Origin of the sequence: Acidipropionibacterium thoenii DSM 20276, from assembly GCF_000423445.1 — a bacterium.
Taxonomy (GTDB): domain Bacteria; phylum Actinomycetota; class Actinomycetes; order Propionibacteriales; family Propionibacteriaceae; genus Acidipropionibacterium; species Acidipropionibacterium thoenii.
In genome coordinates this window covers 193,129-210,075 of sequence record NZ_KE384019.1, presented here as the reverse complement: position 1 = coordinate 210,075, position 16,947 = coordinate 193,129, and the positions used below count along the sequence as shown (strand labels likewise).

Annotated in this window: 18 protein-coding genes and 2 tRNA genes; 10 read left to right on the top strand and 10 right to left on the bottom strand. The window is 67.0% G+C overall.

The genetic code is table 11. The annotated features are described in order from the left end of the window. Window positions 1–49: 49 nt before the first annotated feature. Complete coding sequence (locus G554_RS0112800) at window positions 50–1,699, bottom strand: DNA polymerase Y family protein (RefSeq protein WP_027588210.1); 1,650 nt, start codon at window positions 1,697–1,699, stop codon at window positions 50–52. A 41-nt stretch (window positions 1,700–1,740) separates the two neighbouring features. Then, complete coding sequence (locus G554_RS16315; RefSeq protein WP_051233169.1) at window positions 1,741–2,352, bottom strand: hypothetical protein; 612 nt, start codon at window positions 2,350–2,352, stop codon at window positions 1,741–1,743. Between the two features lie 185 nt (window positions 2,353–2,537). Here G554_RS16315 and G554_RS0112790 point away from each other — a divergent pair, with 185 nt between their 5' ends. From G554_RS0112790 to G554_RS0112775, 4 genes are all read left to right on the top strand, one after another. Then, window positions 2,538–3,839: a Mur ligase family protein gene (locus G554_RS0112790; protein WP_084648537.1), complete on the top strand. Its 1,302-nt coding sequence runs from the start codon at window positions 2,538–2,540 to the stop codon at window positions 3,837–3,839. Continuing rightward, on the top strand, window positions 3,836–4,564 hold the full coding sequence (locus G554_RS0112785) for a type 1 glutamine amidotransferase (RefSeq protein ID WP_027588208.1): 729 nt from the start codon (window positions 3,836–3,838) through the stop codon (window positions 4,562–4,564). Before G554_RS0112790 ends, G554_RS0112785 begins: the two co-directional genes overlap by 4 nt. 49 nt (window positions 4,565–4,613) lie before the next feature. Beyond that, a tRNA-Lys gene (locus G554_RS0112780) sits at window positions 4,614–4,686 on the top strand. Window positions 4,687–4,776: 90 nt separating this feature from the next. Beyond that, the gene (locus G554_RS0112775; RefSeq protein ID WP_027588207.1) at window positions 4,777–5,514 is read left to right on the top strand and encodes a glutamine amidotransferase; all 738 of its coding nucleotides are present in this window, start codon (window positions 4,777–4,779) and stop codon (window positions 5,512–5,514) included. A gap of 137 nt (window positions 5,515–5,651) precedes the next feature. Here the strand turns inward: G554_RS0112775 and G554_RS0112770 are convergent, their stop codons facing one another. From G554_RS0112770 to G554_RS16305, 4 genes are all read right to left on the bottom strand, one after another. Continuing rightward, window positions 5,652–6,557, bottom strand: a complete 906-nt coding sequence (locus tag G554_RS0112770) for a carbohydrate ABC transporter permease (protein WP_027588206.1) — start codon at window positions 6,555–6,557, stop codon at window positions 5,652–5,654. Next, window positions 6,554–7,576 carry a carbohydrate ABC transporter permease gene (locus G554_RS16310; protein ID WP_051233096.1) on the bottom strand — a complete coding sequence of 341 codons (1,023 nt, stop codon included), beginning with the start codon at window positions 7,574–7,576 and terminating at the stop codon, window positions 6,554–6,556. Before G554_RS16310 ends, G554_RS0112770 begins: the two co-directional genes overlap by 4 nt. Continuing rightward, window positions 7,573–8,871: an ABC transporter substrate-binding protein gene (locus G554_RS0112760; RefSeq protein ID WP_027588205.1), complete on the bottom strand. Its 1,299-nt coding sequence runs from the start codon at window positions 8,869–8,871 to the stop codon at window positions 7,573–7,575. Before G554_RS0112760 ends, G554_RS16310 begins: the two co-directional genes overlap by 4 nt. A gap of 319 nt (window positions 8,872–9,190) precedes the next feature. Continuing rightward, window positions 9,191–9,706 (bottom strand): DUF3618 domain-containing protein, encoded by a 516-nt coding sequence (locus G554_RS16305; RefSeq protein WP_051233095.1) that lies wholly within the window; start codon window positions 9,704–9,706, stop codon window positions 9,191–9,193. A 136-nt stretch (window positions 9,707–9,842) separates the two neighbouring features. Here G554_RS16305 and bcp point away from each other — a divergent pair, with 136 nt between their 5' ends. Continuing rightward, on the top strand, window positions 9,843–10,322 hold the full coding sequence (bcp, locus tag G554_RS0112750) for a thioredoxin-dependent thiol peroxidase (protein WP_027588204.1): 480 nt from the start codon (window positions 9,843–9,845) through the stop codon (window positions 10,320–10,322). A 67-nt stretch (window positions 10,323–10,389) separates the two neighbouring features. Then, a tRNA-Leu gene (locus tag G554_RS0112745) sits at window positions 10,390–10,472 on the top strand. A 90-nt stretch (window positions 10,473–10,562) separates the two neighbouring features. Here G554_RS0112745 and rarD read toward each other — a convergent pair. Next, window positions 10,563–11,492 (bottom strand): EamA family transporter RarD, encoded by a 930-nt coding sequence (rarD, locus tag G554_RS16300; RefSeq protein ID WP_036925756.1) that lies wholly within the window; start codon window positions 11,490–11,492, stop codon window positions 10,563–10,565. A 97-nt stretch (window positions 11,493–11,589) separates the two neighbouring features. On the opposite strand from rarD, the gene G554_RS0112735 reads away from it, so the two are divergent. From G554_RS0112735 to G554_RS0112725, 3 genes are read left to right on the top strand one after another with little or no spacing between them, the layout of a single operon-like run. Further along, the gene (locus G554_RS0112735; RefSeq protein ID WP_027588203.1) at window positions 11,590–12,543 is read left to right on the top strand and encodes an ABC transporter ATP-binding protein; all 954 of its coding nucleotides are present in this window, start codon (window positions 11,590–11,592) and stop codon (window positions 12,541–12,543) included. Between the two features lie 5 nt (window positions 12,544–12,548). Next, window positions 12,549–13,409: an ABC transporter permease gene (locus G554_RS0112730; RefSeq protein WP_027588202.1), complete on the top strand. Its 861-nt coding sequence runs from the start codon at window positions 12,549–12,551 to the stop codon at window positions 13,407–13,409. Beyond that, complete coding sequence (locus G554_RS0112725; RefSeq protein ID WP_051233091.1) at window positions 13,406–14,236, top strand: ABC transporter permease; 831 nt, start codon at window positions 13,406–13,408, stop codon at window positions 14,234–14,236. The genes G554_RS0112730 and G554_RS0112725 overlap by 4 nt, the downstream gene beginning before the upstream one ends. Before the next feature lie 19 nt (window positions 14,237–14,255). On the opposite strand, the gene G554_RS0112720 is transcribed toward G554_RS0112725, so the two are convergent. Continuing rightward, entirely contained in the window at window positions 14,256–14,936 is a 681-nt protein-coding gene (locus tag G554_RS0112720; RefSeq protein ID WP_027588200.1) for a FadR/GntR family transcriptional regulator, read from the bottom strand. A gap of 99 nt (window positions 14,937–15,035) precedes the next feature. Here G554_RS0112720 and G554_RS0112715 point away from each other — a divergent pair, with 99 nt between their 5' ends. Then, window positions 15,036–15,548 (top strand): gluconokinase, encoded by a 513-nt coding sequence (locus G554_RS0112715; RefSeq protein ID WP_027588199.1) that lies wholly within the window; start codon window positions 15,036–15,038, stop codon window positions 15,546–15,548. 72 nt (window positions 15,549–15,620) lie between these two features. Here G554_RS0112715 and G554_RS0112710 read toward each other — a convergent pair whose 3' ends face one another. Together G554_RS0112710 and G554_RS16295 are read right to left on the bottom strand one after the other, a co-directional pair. Then, on the bottom strand, window positions 15,621–16,067 hold the full coding sequence (locus G554_RS0112710) for an Hsp20/alpha crystallin family protein (protein WP_027588198.1): 447 nt from the start codon (window positions 16,065–16,067) through the stop codon (window positions 15,621–15,623). A 135-nt stretch (window positions 16,068–16,202) separates the two neighbouring features. Then, entirely contained in the window at window positions 16,203–16,910 is a 708-nt protein-coding gene (locus G554_RS16295; RefSeq protein ID WP_051233089.1) for an alpha/beta fold hydrolase, read from the bottom strand. Between the last annotated feature and the right edge of the window lie 37 nt (window positions 16,911–16,947).

Here is a 16,947-nt window from a genome sequence, read left to right as displayed (position 1 = left end):
TCATAGGTCATGGCACACCCCCGCTGCTGAGAACCCAGTGCCGGCGATCTCAGTCATAGCGGGCCTCCGCCCACCACGAGGAGGACGCCGCCACCAGCACCCAGGCCTGCTGGTCGGCGGTGACGATCTGGTAGCGGTTCAGGTCGACGCCCCGATCGGTCCACCAGTGCTGGCGGACCGGCCAGGGGCCGGCCCAGGAGATCACCCTGGCACGGCCGCTGCCCTCGATGACCAGCCAGCCAGGCTCGGCATCCAGCCCACCCGGCCCATCGACACCCGTCGGGCCCTCGGCCGCGTCCACCGGATGCACCGGCTGCCCGTCGAGGGTCTCGATCCGCGCCGGGACCGGTTGGGAATAGATGACGCCGGGAGCCGGACCGGTCAGCCGTCCCGGCCAGGGCTGTTCCCCGCGGGGCCGCGAACCGTCATCGGGCAGCGAACCGAAGGGGGTCAGACGGCGTCTCTCAGTGAGCAGCCGGCCCCCGGTGACGCTGGGAGTGAGCACTGCCGAGGGCCCGAGTCGGCTCTGCAGCCGAGTGAGGATCTGCACCAGATGCTCGGCCGGCCGGGCGCCGAACAGTCCCTCGGCATGATCGGCCAGCGGGCGACAGGCAGGGATCAGCTGGACCGCCTGGACGCCGGTGGAGTACTCGCAGACGACCTCCTCGGCGGTGTCCATGCGCGGGTGGGGCAGCTCCTCCACCTGCCAGGCGACCCGGGACACCAGGTCCTCGGAGTCGAACTGCCAGGGGTGACGCCAGGTGTGTTCCGACAGTCCGGCGGTCGAGCGGATCCGGATGCGCACCGTGTCGCAGATCAGCCCGCGGTTGCCGATCTCAGCGATCAGTTCCACCAGCGCCGGGCGCACCAGCGTCTCCAACTGTTCGGCGGAGGCCACCGGCTCCTCGAAAGTGATCTCGACAGAGTCGTCATGATCGGCGCGGTGCGGGACCAACGGCCGCGGATCCAGTCCGAGGGCGTACTGATGGGCAAGCCGGCCGGCCTGTCCGAACCGGCTGGCGGCCTGCTCACGGGTGAGACCGGCGAGCAGACCCAGGGTGCGCAGCCCCAGGGTGCGCAGCGCGACAACCAGCTCTGTGCCGTCACCCTGACCGGAACCTCCGGTTGAGTCGGGCCCCCCGGGCGAGCCGATCCCTGCCATCGAGCCGATCAGGGCACCGATCTCCAGATCAGCCAGGAACCTCCGGCTCCCCCCGGCGCCGACGATGCGGATCGGGCCGGCCCGCAGAGCCGCCTGCTCTGCGGCGAACATCCCATCGGCCACCCCCACGGTGGCATCCGACCAGCCCTCGGCGTCCAGCACCTGCCTCAGCCGCTGCGCCGCAGCCAGCTCCCCGCCATAGAACCGGGCCGGGCCGCCCACCGCCACCACTGCCGTGCCGGGCCTCAGCACGTGGACCCTCGGTGCGACCCGTTCCTCGATCCTGGCGACGACCGGGGCGAAGCACTCCTCCTCCACTCGCGGGTCATAGCTCACCACCTGGGCCTGCGGGCAGCGCAGCTGGGCAGCGCGCACCCGCAGGCCCGGCAGCACCCCCTCGGCGGCGGCCTGATCGCAGCAGCTGAGCACTCTGCCCTTCTCGGCGACGATCAGTGGATCGGTGTGATCGGTGGTCATCTGAACAGCCCGGATCCGCCAGTCCGGCACCCGGACCAGCATCACTCTCGGGGGACGCATCTGTCGTGGAGAGGGCCCCGCGCCACCCACCCCGGGGTTACTCATGCCGGGGATCTCCCCACTCCCCCGCTGCCCCGATCCTGATCGTCTGCCACCGTGATGCCCTCGGCGCCCCGCACCAGGGTGACGGTCCGGCGGCTGTGGTGGCGGGTCACGGCGACCTCCAGACGCTGGGACTCCAACGCCCCGTAACCGCGACCCAACCCCTGCCAGCCCAGCGTCCGCACATCGATCCGGGCATGGGCATGGGGCCAGTCCCCCAGCACCACCAGGCTGGACCCCCTGGAACGCAGTCGAGCGACCAGCCGCTGGGCGGCCGCCGGGGCGATGGACGGCGGGGCGACGGCGAGCACGACATCCAACCCCTCGATAAGTGTGGCGACTGTCTCCAGCCACGACCCCGGATCGGGGATGAGCACCATCCGAGACAGTTCGACCCCCCACTCGCGAGCCGCCTCGACCCCCAGCTCGGGAAGCCCCACCACCGCGCACCAGCCGTCCAGCAGCAGTCCCAGACCCACCTGGGCCGACCCGTTGAGGCAGTAGACCTCCGGCCTCAGACCGCTGGGGAACAACACCTCCAACCCCGGATGGACCGCCCGGCCAGGACGCGGGGACAGATCCTCACCGCTCACGCCGTCCCCGAAGCCCATCCCCGGCCCGAAACCACGACTCACCGGCAGGCGCGCCAGGGCGGCGGCCATCGCCTCACCCGGTTCCGCACGGTTCGCGTTGTTCATGCCATCCACGATGCCAGCCGGGACTGACAGTTTTTTGAGCGCAGCAGACAACCCCGACCGCTGAGATCCGGGTTTCGCCAGACTGCCATGATGGGGCCATGAGCAGTGAGTCCCGATTCCTCCGGCATTCCCGCCAGCGTTCCTCCTTCCGGCTGGGGACGGCACTGCTGGCAGGGCGAACCGCAGCTCTGGCCTCACGGCTGACCGGCCGGGGATCGGGAGCCTCCATCGGGGGCCGGGTCACCACCACACTGGATCCCAAGGCCTTCGCCGAACTCATCGCCTCCCGCCGGATCGCCGCCGTCACCGGCACGAACGGCAAGACCACCACAACCCATCTGCTGACCGCCGCCATCCGCAACGGACTGGGCGACGACGGCTCCCAGGTGATCACCAATGCCGACGGTGCGAACCTCCACCACGGCATCGTCTCGACCCTCGGGAGGTCGCTGCACGCTCCGGTCGCGATTCTGGAGACCGACGAGCGGGTGGTCGCCGACACCGTGCGGCTGGGTCATCCTGAGATCCTGGTGCTGCTCAACTTCAGCCGTGAACAGTCAGACCACAACCACGAGATGGCCTTCCTGGGACGCGATTGGCGGGCCGCTCTGGCCGCTGCCGGTCCCGACGGCCCGATGGTCATCGCGAGCTCCGCAGATCCTCTCATCGTGTGGGTCTGCCAGCGCGCCCGAGCGGTGGTCTGGGTGGACACCAACCCCCGCTGGACCGCCGATTCCACACTGTGTCCCAATTGCGGCGGGGTACTCATCCGGGAGACCGCCAGATGGCACTGTCCGGACTGTCCGCTCAGTCAGCCCGAGGCCGACTGGTGGGTGGACGGCGATGAGGCGGTCTCCCGCAAGGGGGACCGGCACCGCCTCGGCCTCCAGCTGCCCGGCCACTTCAACCTCACCAATGCCACCTGCGCACTGGCCGCCGCCGTCGAGATCGGCATCTCCCCCGATGCCGCGCTGGCCGGGATGCGCACCGTCATCTCCCCGGCCGGGCGCTATGCCACCGCCACCGTGTCGGGGACAACGGTACAGCTGCTGCTGGCGAACAACCCGGCCAGCTGGACAGAGTGCCTTCCGCTCGCCGTCTCGGACCCGCTGGTTCTGGCCATCGACGCCGCCGCCGGAGACGGCAGGGACCTCTCCTGGTTGTGGGACGTCGACTTCGGAGAGCTGACCGGACGGACGGTGATCTGTTCGGGTCCCCGGGCACTGGACCTGGCGGTGCGACTGGACTACTCCGGCATCGACCATGTCGTCATCGAGGACCTGGCGGAGGCCCTCGACTCACCGCTGCTGGACGGTCACTGGGACGCCGACCACCCGATCGACGTGCTGTCCAGCTCCACCCCGTTCCAGCAGCTGCGTCAACTTGGAGGACTGGCATGAGCGCCGCAGCAGTGAGGATCGTCCTGCTCTACCCGTCGTTGCTCGGCGCCCACGGTGATCAGGGCAACGCCCTCGTCCTGACCAGACGCCTTCAGCTACGCGGGATCGAGGCCGAACTGGTCCGGATCGCCCCCGGTGATCCGGTGCCCACCGACGGGTCGGTCTACCTGTTGGGAGGCGGGGAGGACGCCGCCCAGACGACCGCTGTCCACGAGCTCAAGGCCGATGGCGGATTGTTCACCGCCCTGGACAATGGTGCAGTGCTCTTCGCGGTATGCGCCGGCTACCAGATCTGCGGAAGGAGCTTCACCAACGGCACCCACGACAGGGGCGTCGATGGTCTGGGACTGCTCGACATCACGACCCGCAGGGGGCCGGAGCGAGCCGTCGGGGAGTCCCTGTCGCACTGGAGGATGCCCGACGGGTCGGTCTCCCTGGTGACCGGATTCGAGAATCACAGCGGCTGGAGCGAACTGGGCACCGACGCCACCCCGCTCGCCTCGATGGAGATCGGCTGGGGCAACGGGGATGGCCAGACCGACGGCGCCGTGCAGGGCCGGGTGATCGGCATCTACCCGCACGGACCGATCCTGGCGCGCAATCCCGACCTGGCCGACCACCTGCTGTCGGTGGCCCTGGGGCAGCACCTGGAATCCATCGAACTGCCCGATGTCGAGGCCCTCCGATCCCGTCGGATCGACGCCGTCAGAGCTGACCGGTCCTGACAGCCGATTTGGGAAGACGGCCGCTCTGCGGTACTGTTTTCTCTCGCCGGCGCTGCTAGCTCAATTGGCAGAGCAGCTGACTCTTAATCAGCGGGTTGAGGGTTCGAGTCCCTCGCGGCGCACCGAGCAGAAGGCCTCTCCCCAGTGGAGAGGCCTTTTCTCCACCTCGAACACCCCCATCTCAGGGCCGCCGCTGGTCCAGAAGGATCACCGTGAAACCGTTCCTGCTGATCGCCACCCGTCCCGAGGACGACGCCGCCCGTGCCGAGTACAAGGCCATGCTGCGCTACTGCGAACTGGGACCTGACGACGTCGTCTATGTCCAGTTGGACCGCAGCTCGCTACCGCAGATCGAGCTGGCCGACCTGTCGGGGGTCATCGTGGGCGGCAGCCCCTACAGCACCTCCGATCCCGACTGGAAGAAGTCACCCGACCAGGTGCGCGCCGAGGCCGACCTGTCCGGGCTGCTGGACCGGGTGGTCGACGCCGACTTCCCCTTCTTCGGCGCCTGCTACGGGGTGGGCACCCTCGGCGTCCACCAGGGCGGGCTCATCGATCACACCTATCCCGAGCCGATCGGGGCGATCACCGTCACCCTCACAGACGCCGGCCGCGCCGACCCGCTGGTGCAGGCCTCGGGAGTCTCCGACACCTTCGACGCCTTCGTCGGCCACAAGGAGGCGGTGCGCCGACTCCCCCAGGGGGCGGTCCTGCTGGCGACCGGGACCGCGGCCCCGGTACAGATGTTCCGGATCAAGGAGAACCTCTACGCCACCCAGTTCCATCCCGAGCTGGATATCGCCGGGATCACCCAACGGATCCGCATCTATCGCACCAACGGCTACTTCGACCCCGCCACGATGGACTCCCTCATCGAACAGGTGGACACCGCCGATGTCGAGGAGTCCCACCGACTGCTGTCCGCCTTCGCCCGGCGTTACGCGCGCTGAGTTCCGGCAGGATCTCACCACACCTCACCCAGGACAGGAGAATCCCGGCAGTCCGGGGGCCCGGGCCCACCTCGGACCCCGACCCCGACTGCCGGGATTCTCGTCACTGTGCAGCGACAGCCCTCCACCAGCAGCTGCTACTTCAGCGATCCGGCGGCCAGCCCGCCCACGATCCGACGCTGGAAGATCAGCACCACGATGAGCAACGGGACCGTGACGATGACTCCGGCGGCCATGATCGTGCCGTAGGGGGTGTCATAGCCGGAGACCCCGGTGAACTTCGAGATCGCCACATTGGCCGTCATGTGCACATTGTCATTGACCATCGTCAACGCAATGAGGAACTCATTCCAGGCCGCGATGAAGGTGATGATCGCCGTGGTGAACACACCGGGGGCCGCCAGCGGCAGGATCACCTTCCGGAAGGCCTGGCCGCGAGAGGCACCGTCGACCATCGCCGACTCCTCCAACTCATGGGGAAGCTGCAGGAAGTAGGCGTTCAAGGTCCACACCGCCAGCGGCAGGCAGAAGCTGATCGACGGCAGAATCATCGCCTGGTAGGTGTTGATCCAGTCGAAGGGGAAGAACGGGTATCCGCCGGTGAACAACCTCAGCAGCGGCACGATGAGCGTCACGACCGGGAACATCGAGGTCGCGATGATGGCGAACAGCACCAGCGACTTGCCACGAAACCTCAACCGTGCCATCGCATAGGCCGCCACCGTACCGACCACCAGAACCAGGATCGTCGTGAGCCCCGCCACGATCAGTGAGTTGAGCAGCGCCCGCCCGAAGTGGTTCTTGCCCTGGAAGACTCCCTTGAAGTTGTCCAGACTGACCGGGTTGGGAATGATCGAGGTGCTCAACCCCATCGATGGCAGCCTCAGCGAGGAGACGATCATCCAGTAGAAGGGTGCCAGGCAGTAGACCACGATCATGATGATCCCCAGCCAGGTGAGGATCCGGCCCAGGATCTTCGAGGGTTTGCGGTTACGGCGCCGCACCTCCACCAGCTGGTCGGTGTCGATCTCGTGGGCCTTCATGAGGCACCTCCCGTCACCGCGCCGACCTTCTCGGCAGCTGCCGCAGAACCGGCGTCATCCCCGCGGCCGATCCCCTTTCTGGAGCGCTTGGTCTTCTTGCGCTCCACCTTCTGGGTGCCCATGATGTCGGCACCCAGTACCCGCACGAAGACCAGCACGATGAGGCAGATGTAGGCGAACAGGTACAGCGAGTAGGCCGCCGCCTCACCGAATCTGGACTGACCGGCCTGATACCACGACAGCATCGAGAGGGTCTTGCCGGAGTCGAGCATCCCCAACAGGCCGTAGGGCAGGTCGAACATCCTCATGGCGTCCAGGGTGCGGAACAGCACCGCCACCACCAGCACCGGTTTCACCAGCGGCAGGGTGATCCGCCAGAAGGACTGCCACGGACTGGAGCCGTCGACCTTCGCCGCCTCGTAGACCTGGGTGTCGATGGTCTGCAGGCCGGCCAGGGTGAGCAGGCCGATGTAGGGGGCGGTCTTCCAGATGTCGGCGATCAGCACCGCCGCCTTGGCCTGCCAACCCTCGGTGGTCCACAGGATCTGGGTACCCAGCAGGCTGTTGGCCACCCCGTCGGCGTTGAAGATCAGCTTCCACATCAGCGCCGAGACGATCGTCGGGATCGCCCAGGGCACCAGGATGCCGGCCCTCACCCAGCCCAGCCCGCGCATCCCCCGCACCATGATGAGGGCCATCAGGACGCCGAGGACGGTCTCGATGGTCACCCCGATGACGGTGAAGAAGGTGGTGTTCCAGAACGCATTCCAGAACTGTCCGGAGGCATCGGCGGCGGTGAACACCGCGGTGTAGTTGCCCAGCCCGACGAAGGTGTCGCCCTTCTCCACCAGCCCGGTGTTCGGATCGACTCCCGAGGCGCCGCGGAACAACGACTGCCACAGCGACAGGATGAGCGGGAAGCCGACCACCAGGGCCAGCACGAACAGCGTCGGCAGCAACAGCAGGTAGGCGAACCGCTCCTCCTTGCGCTCCTCGGACGACAGCTTCGCCCGGCTCATGACGCCAGTGCCTCGAGCTTCGTCTGCAGGCCCTGCAGCGCAGCGTCGACGGCCGGGGAACCGCCGAGTGCCGGGTAGACAGCGTTCTGGATGGCCTGGGTGACGTCGCCGTAGTTGTGCACCTTGGGCCGGGTGCCGGCGTTGTCGAGAGCCTTCTTGAGGGTCGGGGTGTAGGGCATCTGCTTGATGAGATCGGCGTCCTCATAGAGGGATGTGAGGATCGGCGCCCTGGAGCCCGAGATCGCCCACGCCTTCTGCGGCCCCGCGGAGGCCATGTACTTGGCGAAGGCCAGCGCGCTGGCCTTGTTCTTGGCATAGGCCGAGACCCCCAGGTGGTAGCCACCGAGGATGGTGGTCCCGGTGCCGGAACCGATGCCGGGGACCGGGGCGACGTTGAACTTGCCGGCGACCTTCGAGGAACCGTCGGTGGCCACCGCCTTCGCCCACACATAGGGCCAGTTCTGCAGGAACATCAGCTTGCCGTCCTGGAAGGCCTGGCGCGACTCCTCCTCCTTGTAGGTCAACGCCTCCTTGGGGATGTAACCCTTGGCGAATCCGTCAACGATGGCCTGCAGACCCGCCTTGGCGCCGTCGCTGTCGGCGGTCGGCTTGCCGGCATCGTCGAAGAGCTTGCCGCCTGCCGAGGCGACCGCCGATGAGAAGTTCACCGTCAGCCCCTCATACTTGGCGAACTGGCCGGAGTAGGCCGACATCCCCTTGGCGGCCGAGGTGCCCTTGACCTTGTCCCAGGCCGCCCACATCTCGTCCCACGTGGTCGGTACACCGACCCCCGCGGCGTCCAGCAGGTCCTTGCGGTAGAAGAGCAGCTGGGCATTGGTGACGAAGGGGATCCCGTAGAGCTTCTTGAAGTAGGTGGCCGCGTCGACGCTGGACTTCAGGTAGGCCGAGGTGTCGGTGTCCGCCGGCAGCGGGAGGAGCCACTGGTGGGAGGCGAACTCCGCGGTCCAGATCGGATCGACGGCCAGCACCGAGTAGGCACTCGACTTCACCTGGAAGTTCTGGATCATCGAGGTCCGCTGATCGTCTGCGGACTCCGAGAGCTCGGTGAACGTGACCTTCTCATCGGGATGGTCCTTGTTCCAACCGTCGATGATCTTCTGAAGCGTTCCTGTGGTGTCCTTGCCCATCGCGAAGGTAATGGGACCCTTGCCACTGAAATCGGCACTCGGGGAGGCCGATGAACCGGAATCGGAGCTGGATCCGCAGGCGCTGAGCACTGCAGCCGAACCGAGACCTCCGAGGCCGGCGAGGAAAGTACGACGTGAAACGGACATCACTCATTCTCCTTTGAATGGGCCGGGTCAGTTGCTCGAACACTTTCCCGTGCCATGCGGTGAAGTCATGCTATCAGCGTCAGTAGCGGTTTCACGAGAGATGTGTCGAGTCGATATCGGGCAGTGCCGGCCGGAGTGTCCCCTTCTCAGAGCCCTGTGGCTGACCGGCGGAAGGCCTGCGGAGTGCCGAGATCGGCCACCGGTGCCGCGCTGCAGCCGCCTCCTGACAGAGCAGAAGGCGGTCGCCGAGCATCCGGATGGGATGCCCAGCGACCGCCTTCAGGGTCATGCTCAGAGCTGATCTCTGGCTGCAGGACGCTTACCTCGAGGCGCGCCTGGCCTGCTTCTTCGCGGCCTTGGCTGTCTTCCTGGCGTCCTTCTTGGCGGTCTTGGCCGTCTTCCGAGCCGTCTTCCTGGCCGTTTTGGCGGCCTTCTTGGCTGTCCTGCTGGCCTTCTTGGCGGCCTTGGCCTGGGACTTCTGCAACTTCCTGCGGGCGGTCGCACCGGTGAGACGACCCACGATGGCACGCAGCACGAGAATCCCGAAGGTTCCTGCTGCACTGACGGCACCGGCCAGCTTCAGACGGTCGACCCGCCACTGCCCCTCGTCGTCCTTGACCTGGGAGACCAACCCGTCGCGGACCGTCTCGTACTTGTCCTGGGCGGTGGCCTTGGCATCCTCGACGAAGCGGTGCTTGATGGCGTTCGGGTGGTAGTCCTCCGCCAGCCCCTCGATGAAGGCTGCAGTCCTGGTCCGCGTGACCGAGATGTCCCGCCTGATCTCCTCGACGGTTCGGGTGCCCTTCACCTTGCTCTGCTGTCCACTGCCAGCCATCTAACCCTCCTGAGACACGACCGCTCGATAACGGCTGGCCCTTGGCCGACCGCAGTCCTCACCGTCCCGGCGACATTCGACGTTGTGAGCGCCGGCCTGTGCACCAAGCCGTGGCGACAGCCTATATCGTGAGCGCATGCCTATGCGCCTCACCCCCGGTTCCATTGCCCCAGACTTCACCCTGCCGGACGCTGATGGCTCCCCCGTCACCCTCTCGGGTTTCGCTGGCAAGCGCGTGATCGTCTACTTCTACCCCGCAGCAATGACCCCCGGGTGCACCGTCCAGGCGGTTGATTTCAGCACTCATCACGAGGCGATCGCCGCAGCCGGCTACACCGTGCTGGGGATCTCGCCGGACTCCCAGAAGCGGCTGCAGCAGTTCGCCGCCAAGGAGTCGCTGTCCATCACCCTGCTGTCGGACGCCGATACCGCAGTCATGAAGGCCTACGGCGCCTACGGGCTGAAGAACGTCTACGGTAAGGAGATCGAGGGAGTGATCCGCTCGACCTTCGTGGTGGACGTCCAGGACGACGGCCGTGCGATCATTCGGGTGGCGCAGTACAACGTGCGCGCCACCGGTCACGTCGACAAACTGTGCCGGGAACTGGGGATCTGATCCCTGGTTGACCCTCAGTGCTGATGTGCCCGGCTGATCTGCCCGCCGTCCCCGAGGGGACGGACGGGCCGGAGTGGTGGAATTGGTAGACACGCAGGATTTAGGTTCCTGTGCCCCGTGGGCGTGAGGGTTCGAGTCCCTTCTCCGGCACCTTCCTGGACATCCCGCCAGAAATCGACCTCCCTGGCTGAGGATGGGCCAGTGTCATCGCGATGAATGACGTCCCGCTGCGAATGCCAGTCACCCGCGAGCGTGGCTGGTGGCTCGGGTGGCCAGCACCGAGTCGACCGTCAGCACGATCAGCGCGATCCACACGATTCCGAAGCCCGTCCAGCGAGTCACCGACATCTGCTCGTGCAGCAGCAGGACAGCCACCAGCAGCTGCAGGACCGGGGTCATGAACTGAATGAGTCCGACCAGCGACAGCGGAATGGTGCGAGCTGCCTCGGCGAAGAAGAGCAGTGGGATCGCAGTGACCGCTCCCGAGGCCACCATCAACCCGGTGTGCACCCCGGCCGGCGCCAGGAAGGTGGAGGCGCCCATCACCTGAAGGGCGATGAGGAAGGCCAACGCGAAGGGAGCCATCGTGGCACTCTCCGCGCACAGCGACTGCCAGGGCTGCAAGGTGACCCCGACCCGGTTCTTCAGCAGCCCGTACAGCCCGAAGGTGAGGGCCAGGATGAGCGCCACCCACGGCACGCCGCCGGCCGAGACCGCCAGATAGATCGCAGCGACCAGTCCGATGCCGACTGCCAGCCATTGCAGCCTGCGCAGACGTTCGTGAAGGATCAGCACTCCCAGCCCGATCGAGACCAGCGGGTTGAGGAAGTAGCCGAGCGCTGCATCGGTGGTCCGGTCGGCCCGTACCGCCCACACATAGGTGCCCCAGTTGACGGTGATGAGCAGTCCCGAGCCCGCGACCCCGGCCGCCAGCGCGGGGTGGCGGAGAAGGTCGCGCAACCAGCCCCAGTCCCTGCGGAAGGACAGCACGATGGCGCAGGTGACCATCGTCCACACGATGCGATGAGCGAGGATCTCGATGGCACCGGCCGGAGCCAGCGCGACGAAGTACAGCGGGAATGCGCCCCACAGCCCGTATGCGATGAAAGCAGCGATGACGCCGTGCCGCCGGGTGGCCTGCGCGGAGCGTGGCGGAGTGGAGGTGGGCACCGCATGAGAATAGTGCCTGCGCACTGGTTCAGTCCCCCGCCACACTGTCGAGTCCGACCCCCCGAACCTGTCACCCCTGCCCGATACAGTCCTGAGGGTGAGCGAGCACCCCGACCTCCAGCCCGGCGACCAGCCGGTCGTCCTCGCCCGTGGCCTGCGGAAGGTCTACGGAGACTTCGTGGCCGTCGACAGCATCGACTTCCAGGTCCGTCCCGGCGAGTCCTTCGGTCTGCTGGGTCCCAACGGCGCCGGGAAGTCCACCACGATGCGGATGATCGGCGGCACCCTGGGCCGCTCCGGCGGAGAGCTGTCGGTCCTTGGCCTGGATCCCCAGCAACGCGGTCCCCAGGTCCGCGCCCACCTCGGCGTCGTCCCACAGTCCGACAATCTGGACGAGGAACTGAAGGTCCGCGAGAATCTACTGGTCTACGGCCGATACTTCGGCCTGCCGACCTCCTGGCTGCGCCCGAAGGTCGCCGACCTGCTGGCCTTCGCCCAACTCACCGGGAAATCCGAGGAGAAGGTCCGCAATCTGTCGGGGGGCATGAAACGCCGTCTCACCATCGCACGGGGACTCATCAACGAACCCGGCATCCTGCTCCTCGACGAACCGACCACCGGGCTGGACCCGCAGGCTCGCCACATCCTGTGGGACCGGCTGTTCCGCCTCAAGGAGCAAGGTGTCACTCTCATCGTCACCACCCACTTCATGGACGAGGCCGAGCAGTTGTGCGACCGACTCATCGTCGTCGACCACGGCCGCATCATGGCCGAGGGATCCCCCGCCGAACTCATCCGCCAGTACTGCTCCCGCGAGGTCCTGGAGCTGAGATTCGGCTCGTCACGCAACGAGGAGGCAGTGGCGGCCCTCCATGACGTGGGCCAGCGCCGGGAGGTCCTGCCCGACCGAATCCTCATCTACGCCGAGTCCGGGGACGCCGCGATGGCCGAGATCACCTCCCGCGGCCTGCAACCGGCCACCTCACTGGTACGGCGCACCAGCCTGGAGGACGTCTTCCTCACCCTGACCGGCCGCTCTCTCATCGACTGACCACCATGACCACCCACATCCACGACGCCGGCTCCGCGATCACCCAACGCGGCACCCCACTGCGCCCTGATCAGATGTCGGCCCGGATGGCCCGTCGCGGCATCTGGCAGGTGGCCCGCTGGCAGCTGCTGTCGATGCGGTCGTGGATGTGGTCCCTGGTCGTCGAGTCGATCGGCCAGCCACTGCTCTACATGGTGGCGATGGGGATCGGGCTGGGCACCCTCATCAGCGCCAACGGCCGCACCATCGACGGCGTCTCCTATCTGATCTTCGTCGCCCCTGCGATCATGGTGCTGACCGCGACCATGAGCGCCGCCAACGAGTTCTCCTACCCGGTGATGCAGGGCTTCCGCTGGACCCGGCTCTACCAGGGCCCGGCCGCCACCCCGGTGACTCCCGCCCAGATCGCCCTGGGACATCACCTGGCGGTGATGATCCGGTTCCTCGGCCAGGCGGTGGTGTTCTGGCTCATCATGCTGGCCTTCGGCGCAGCACCGGGGACATGGTCCTGGCTGTGCGTACCCATCACCATGCTGTCCGCATCGGCCTTCGGTGCCCTCCTGCAGGGCTATGCGGCCGGTCTGGACAGTGAGGGGGAGGAGTTCAACTTCGTGCTGCGCTTCGTCGTCATCCCGCTGGTGCTGTTCTCGGGGACCTATTTCCCGCTGTCGGCAATGCCGGTCTACCTGCAGTGGATCGGCTGGATCTCCCCCATCTGGCACGGCACCCAGCTGGCCCGCGACGTGAGCTACGGTGCCGGTGAACCGGGATGGTTGATCGGCCTGCACCTTGTCGTGCTCATCGGCCTGAGCGGAACCGGGATGATCTGGGCATGCCGCAACTACACCCGGAAGCTGCTGCAGTGACCAGTCAGACCCAGCAGATCATCCGGAGGCTGGAGAGACGCCGCCCGGCACCCGGCCTGTACTCGGGCAACACCACCGCCGTGCTGGAGCGAGGGCTGCGCGCGATCAGGTCCCAGAACTGGGCGGTCCTGGTCTCCGGATTCTTCGAGCCGGTGCTCTACCTGCTGGCGATGGGAGTCGGGATGGGAAGGCTGGTCGGCACCGTGGCGGGTCCGGGCGGGCACCCGATCTCCTACGCCGCCTACATCGCCCCGGCCCTGCTGGCCACCTCGGCGATGAACGGGGCGATCTACGACTCCACCTGGAATGTCTTCTTCAAGCTCAATTTCTCCAAGCTCTACCAGGCCATGCTGCAGACCTCTCTGGGACCTCTGGACGTCGCCATCGGCGAGATCCTGCTCGCTCTGCTGCGCGGACTGCTCTACGCCCTGGGGTTCATGGCGGTGCTGGTGGTGATGGGTCTGGTGACCAGCTGGTGGGCGCTGCTGATGATTCCCGCCGCACTGTTGGTCGCGCTGGGATTCGCGTCCTTCGGGATGGGGATCACCAGCTTCATGAAGACCTTTCAGCAGATGGACATGGTCAACCTCGTGATGCTGCCGATGTTCCTGTTCTCAGCCACCCTGTACCCGATCAGCGTCTACCCGCAGACCGTCCAGTGGCTCGTCCAGGCGATGCCGCTGTGGCACGGGGTGGAGATGATGAGGCAGCTGTCGGTGGGCCACATCACTGCGGCGACCGGTCCTCACGCCCTCTACTTCCTGGTGATGACCGGGCTGGGACTGTGGCTGACGGCCTCGCGGCTGAGAGCCCTGTTCCTGCGCTGAGGCGACCCCGCGCGGGGGCTCAGGCGCCCATCGCGCCCTGCGCCTCGGCCAGCACTGCCCGCATCCACCTCTCCGCGGCACCGGGATCGCGGTCGGCGATCGCCCGGGCCACCCGCCGGTGCAGGTCGATGACCGCAGAGCTGGGCATGAAGGCCAGCAGCCTGGTGCGACCGGCCAGCACAGCATCGATGACCTGCTGGTGGGAGGCGATCAGGGGATTGCCGGAGGCCTCCAGGATTGTCCGATGGAAGTCGACGTCGTGGCGCAGAAATCCTCTCAGGTCTCGACCAGCCGCGGCATCGGCCATCGCGTCGACCGCCGCGAAGAGTTGGGCGCGCTGCTGATCATCGGCCCTGCTGGCGGCCAGACCGGCGGCGGACGGCTCGACCCCGCGTCGCAGTTCGCTGATCCAGCGCAGCTCCTGGAAACGGCGGGATCCGGCCAGATGCCACTCGATGACCCTGGGAGCCATCGCGTCCCACTGGTCGGCCTCGCGCACCTGGATGCCCACCCGTCGCCGGGAATGGACCAGCTGAACCGACTCCAGCAGCTTGACCGCCTCTCGTGCCACACTGCGCGAGACGCCGAACTCCTCCTCCAGCTCCTCCAAGGTCATCACCTGCCCCGGAGCCAGGGTCTCATCGACGATCCGCCTGCCAAGCGTGTCAGACACACTGCGGGCCAGGAACTCCCTTGCCATACTCGTCATGCTAGCGATCAGCGCGACCTGCCATCGTGGCAGTCGCAGTGGGGGCACTAGCCTGACGGGGGTCTCCAGGACTCGTCTCACGGAGGAGATATGACAACACAGGATGCTCCCGTCGTCGCCGTGGTGATGGGCGTGGCGGGATGCGGCAAGACGGCGGTCGGCAGCGCGGCCGCCCGGCGTCTGGGCCTGGACTTCATCGACGGCGACGACCTGCACCCGGCCAGCAATGTCGCCAAGATGGCAGCCGGTCATCCACTGGATGACGCCGACCGGCGTCCCTGGCTGGAGGAGGTCGCCCGGTGGCTGCACGACCATCGCGCCCAGGGTGCGATCGCCGGTTGCTCCGCGCTCAAGCGCAGCTATCGCGACCTGCTGCGCGCCGGGTGCCCGGGCCTGGTCTTCATCCATCTGGCCGGGGACCGCGATCTCATCGCACACCGGGTCGCGGCCCGCAGCGCCCACTTCATGCCCGTCAGCCTGGTCGACTCACAGTTCGCCACCCTCGAGCCGCTGGGAGACGATGAGGCCGGAATCACCCTGAATGCTGCAGGGACGTTACGCGAGGTGGTCGACGCGGCCGCCGACTGGCTGGCCCGCAGCTGACGCGACGCCGCCCGCCCCTGATCAGGGGCGGGCGGCGTGTGTCCTTGGACTCGCAGCGGACAGCAGCCCGGATCAGGCCTCGACGCCGGCCTTCTCAGTGGTGCTGGAGACCGTGGTGCCAGCCTCACTGTGGCGCACCTCGATCTTGCGCGGCTTGGCCGTCTCGGCCACCGGGATCGTCAGGCGCAGCACGCCGTCGGAGTAATCGGCGCCGATCCTGTCGGTCGCCAGACCATTGCCCAGGGTGAGCTGACGGGCGAAGGTGCCCGCCGCGCGCTCGCGGGTCAGCCACTGGGACTGCTCATCAGCGTGCGAGCTGCGCTCCGCGCGGATGGTGAGGGTCTGGCCATCGATGTCGATGTCGATGCTGGCCGGGTCCACCCCGGGCAGATCGATCTCGGCGACATAGGAGTCGTCGTTGCGGTACAGGTCCATCGGCATGGCGACCGATGCAGGGGTCCGGGAGGCCCCGGAGAACAGGCGATCCATCTCGCTGAAGGGATCAAAGCTACGTGCCATCGTGATCATCCTCTATGTGTGGTGTCAGTTGTCTGGAAGGGCGGGCGGCCATCTCTGACCTCCACCCTCGGCTCCTTGAGCCTCATGGACTTAACTTTAGACACCCCTCCTTGGATATTCAACAAGAGTTGAGCGTTAGTCGCTCAACTCATGTTCCAAGGGCGTGGGAGCGTCAGCCATCAGGAAGGGCACCACCTGCGCCAGGAACTCATCACTGCGCGTGATGTGCACCCGGTGGCCTCCATCGATCTCGATCAGCCGGGCGTCGGGCAGCTCATCGGCGACCATCTGGAAACGTCTCTGGTCGAGGTAGGAGCTCGGCCCTCCGCCAATCATCAGCACCGGCATGGTGAGCCTGGGCAGCTGCTGCCACCACTCGGGTCGCGGGGAGCCGAGCTGGTCGAGCACTCGGGAGACCATCACGGGGTCGTAGTCCTTGTAGCCTCTCAGTGCTCCGATCTTGATGAGGAGGCCCGACCAGCGGTGGTAGACGGGGCCGGGGTCGCGACGGGAACGGGCCGGGACCGGCAGCTCCTCGAGCACCAGGCGGGTGATCCTCTCGGGGAAGCGCTCGGCGATCATGCTGGCGAGATGGGCTCCCAAGGAGTGGCCCACCAGCTGGAAGCGGTCCAGACCGGCCCGGTTGATCTGGGCCATCACATCGGCCACGAATGCCTCCAGAGAGTAGCCGGCCATCTTCCGCCGTCTGCCCACCGGTCCGTGACCGAGCAGGGTGGGGCAGTACGGGTCATTGCCGAGCGGCTTGGTGGCCAGCACCAGGCCACCCCAGGTGGTGTGGGAACTGGTGATGCCGTGCAGACAGACGATCGGGTCAGTGGTCACCTGCGACTCATATCACGGCCGGCAGTGCGTGCCACCC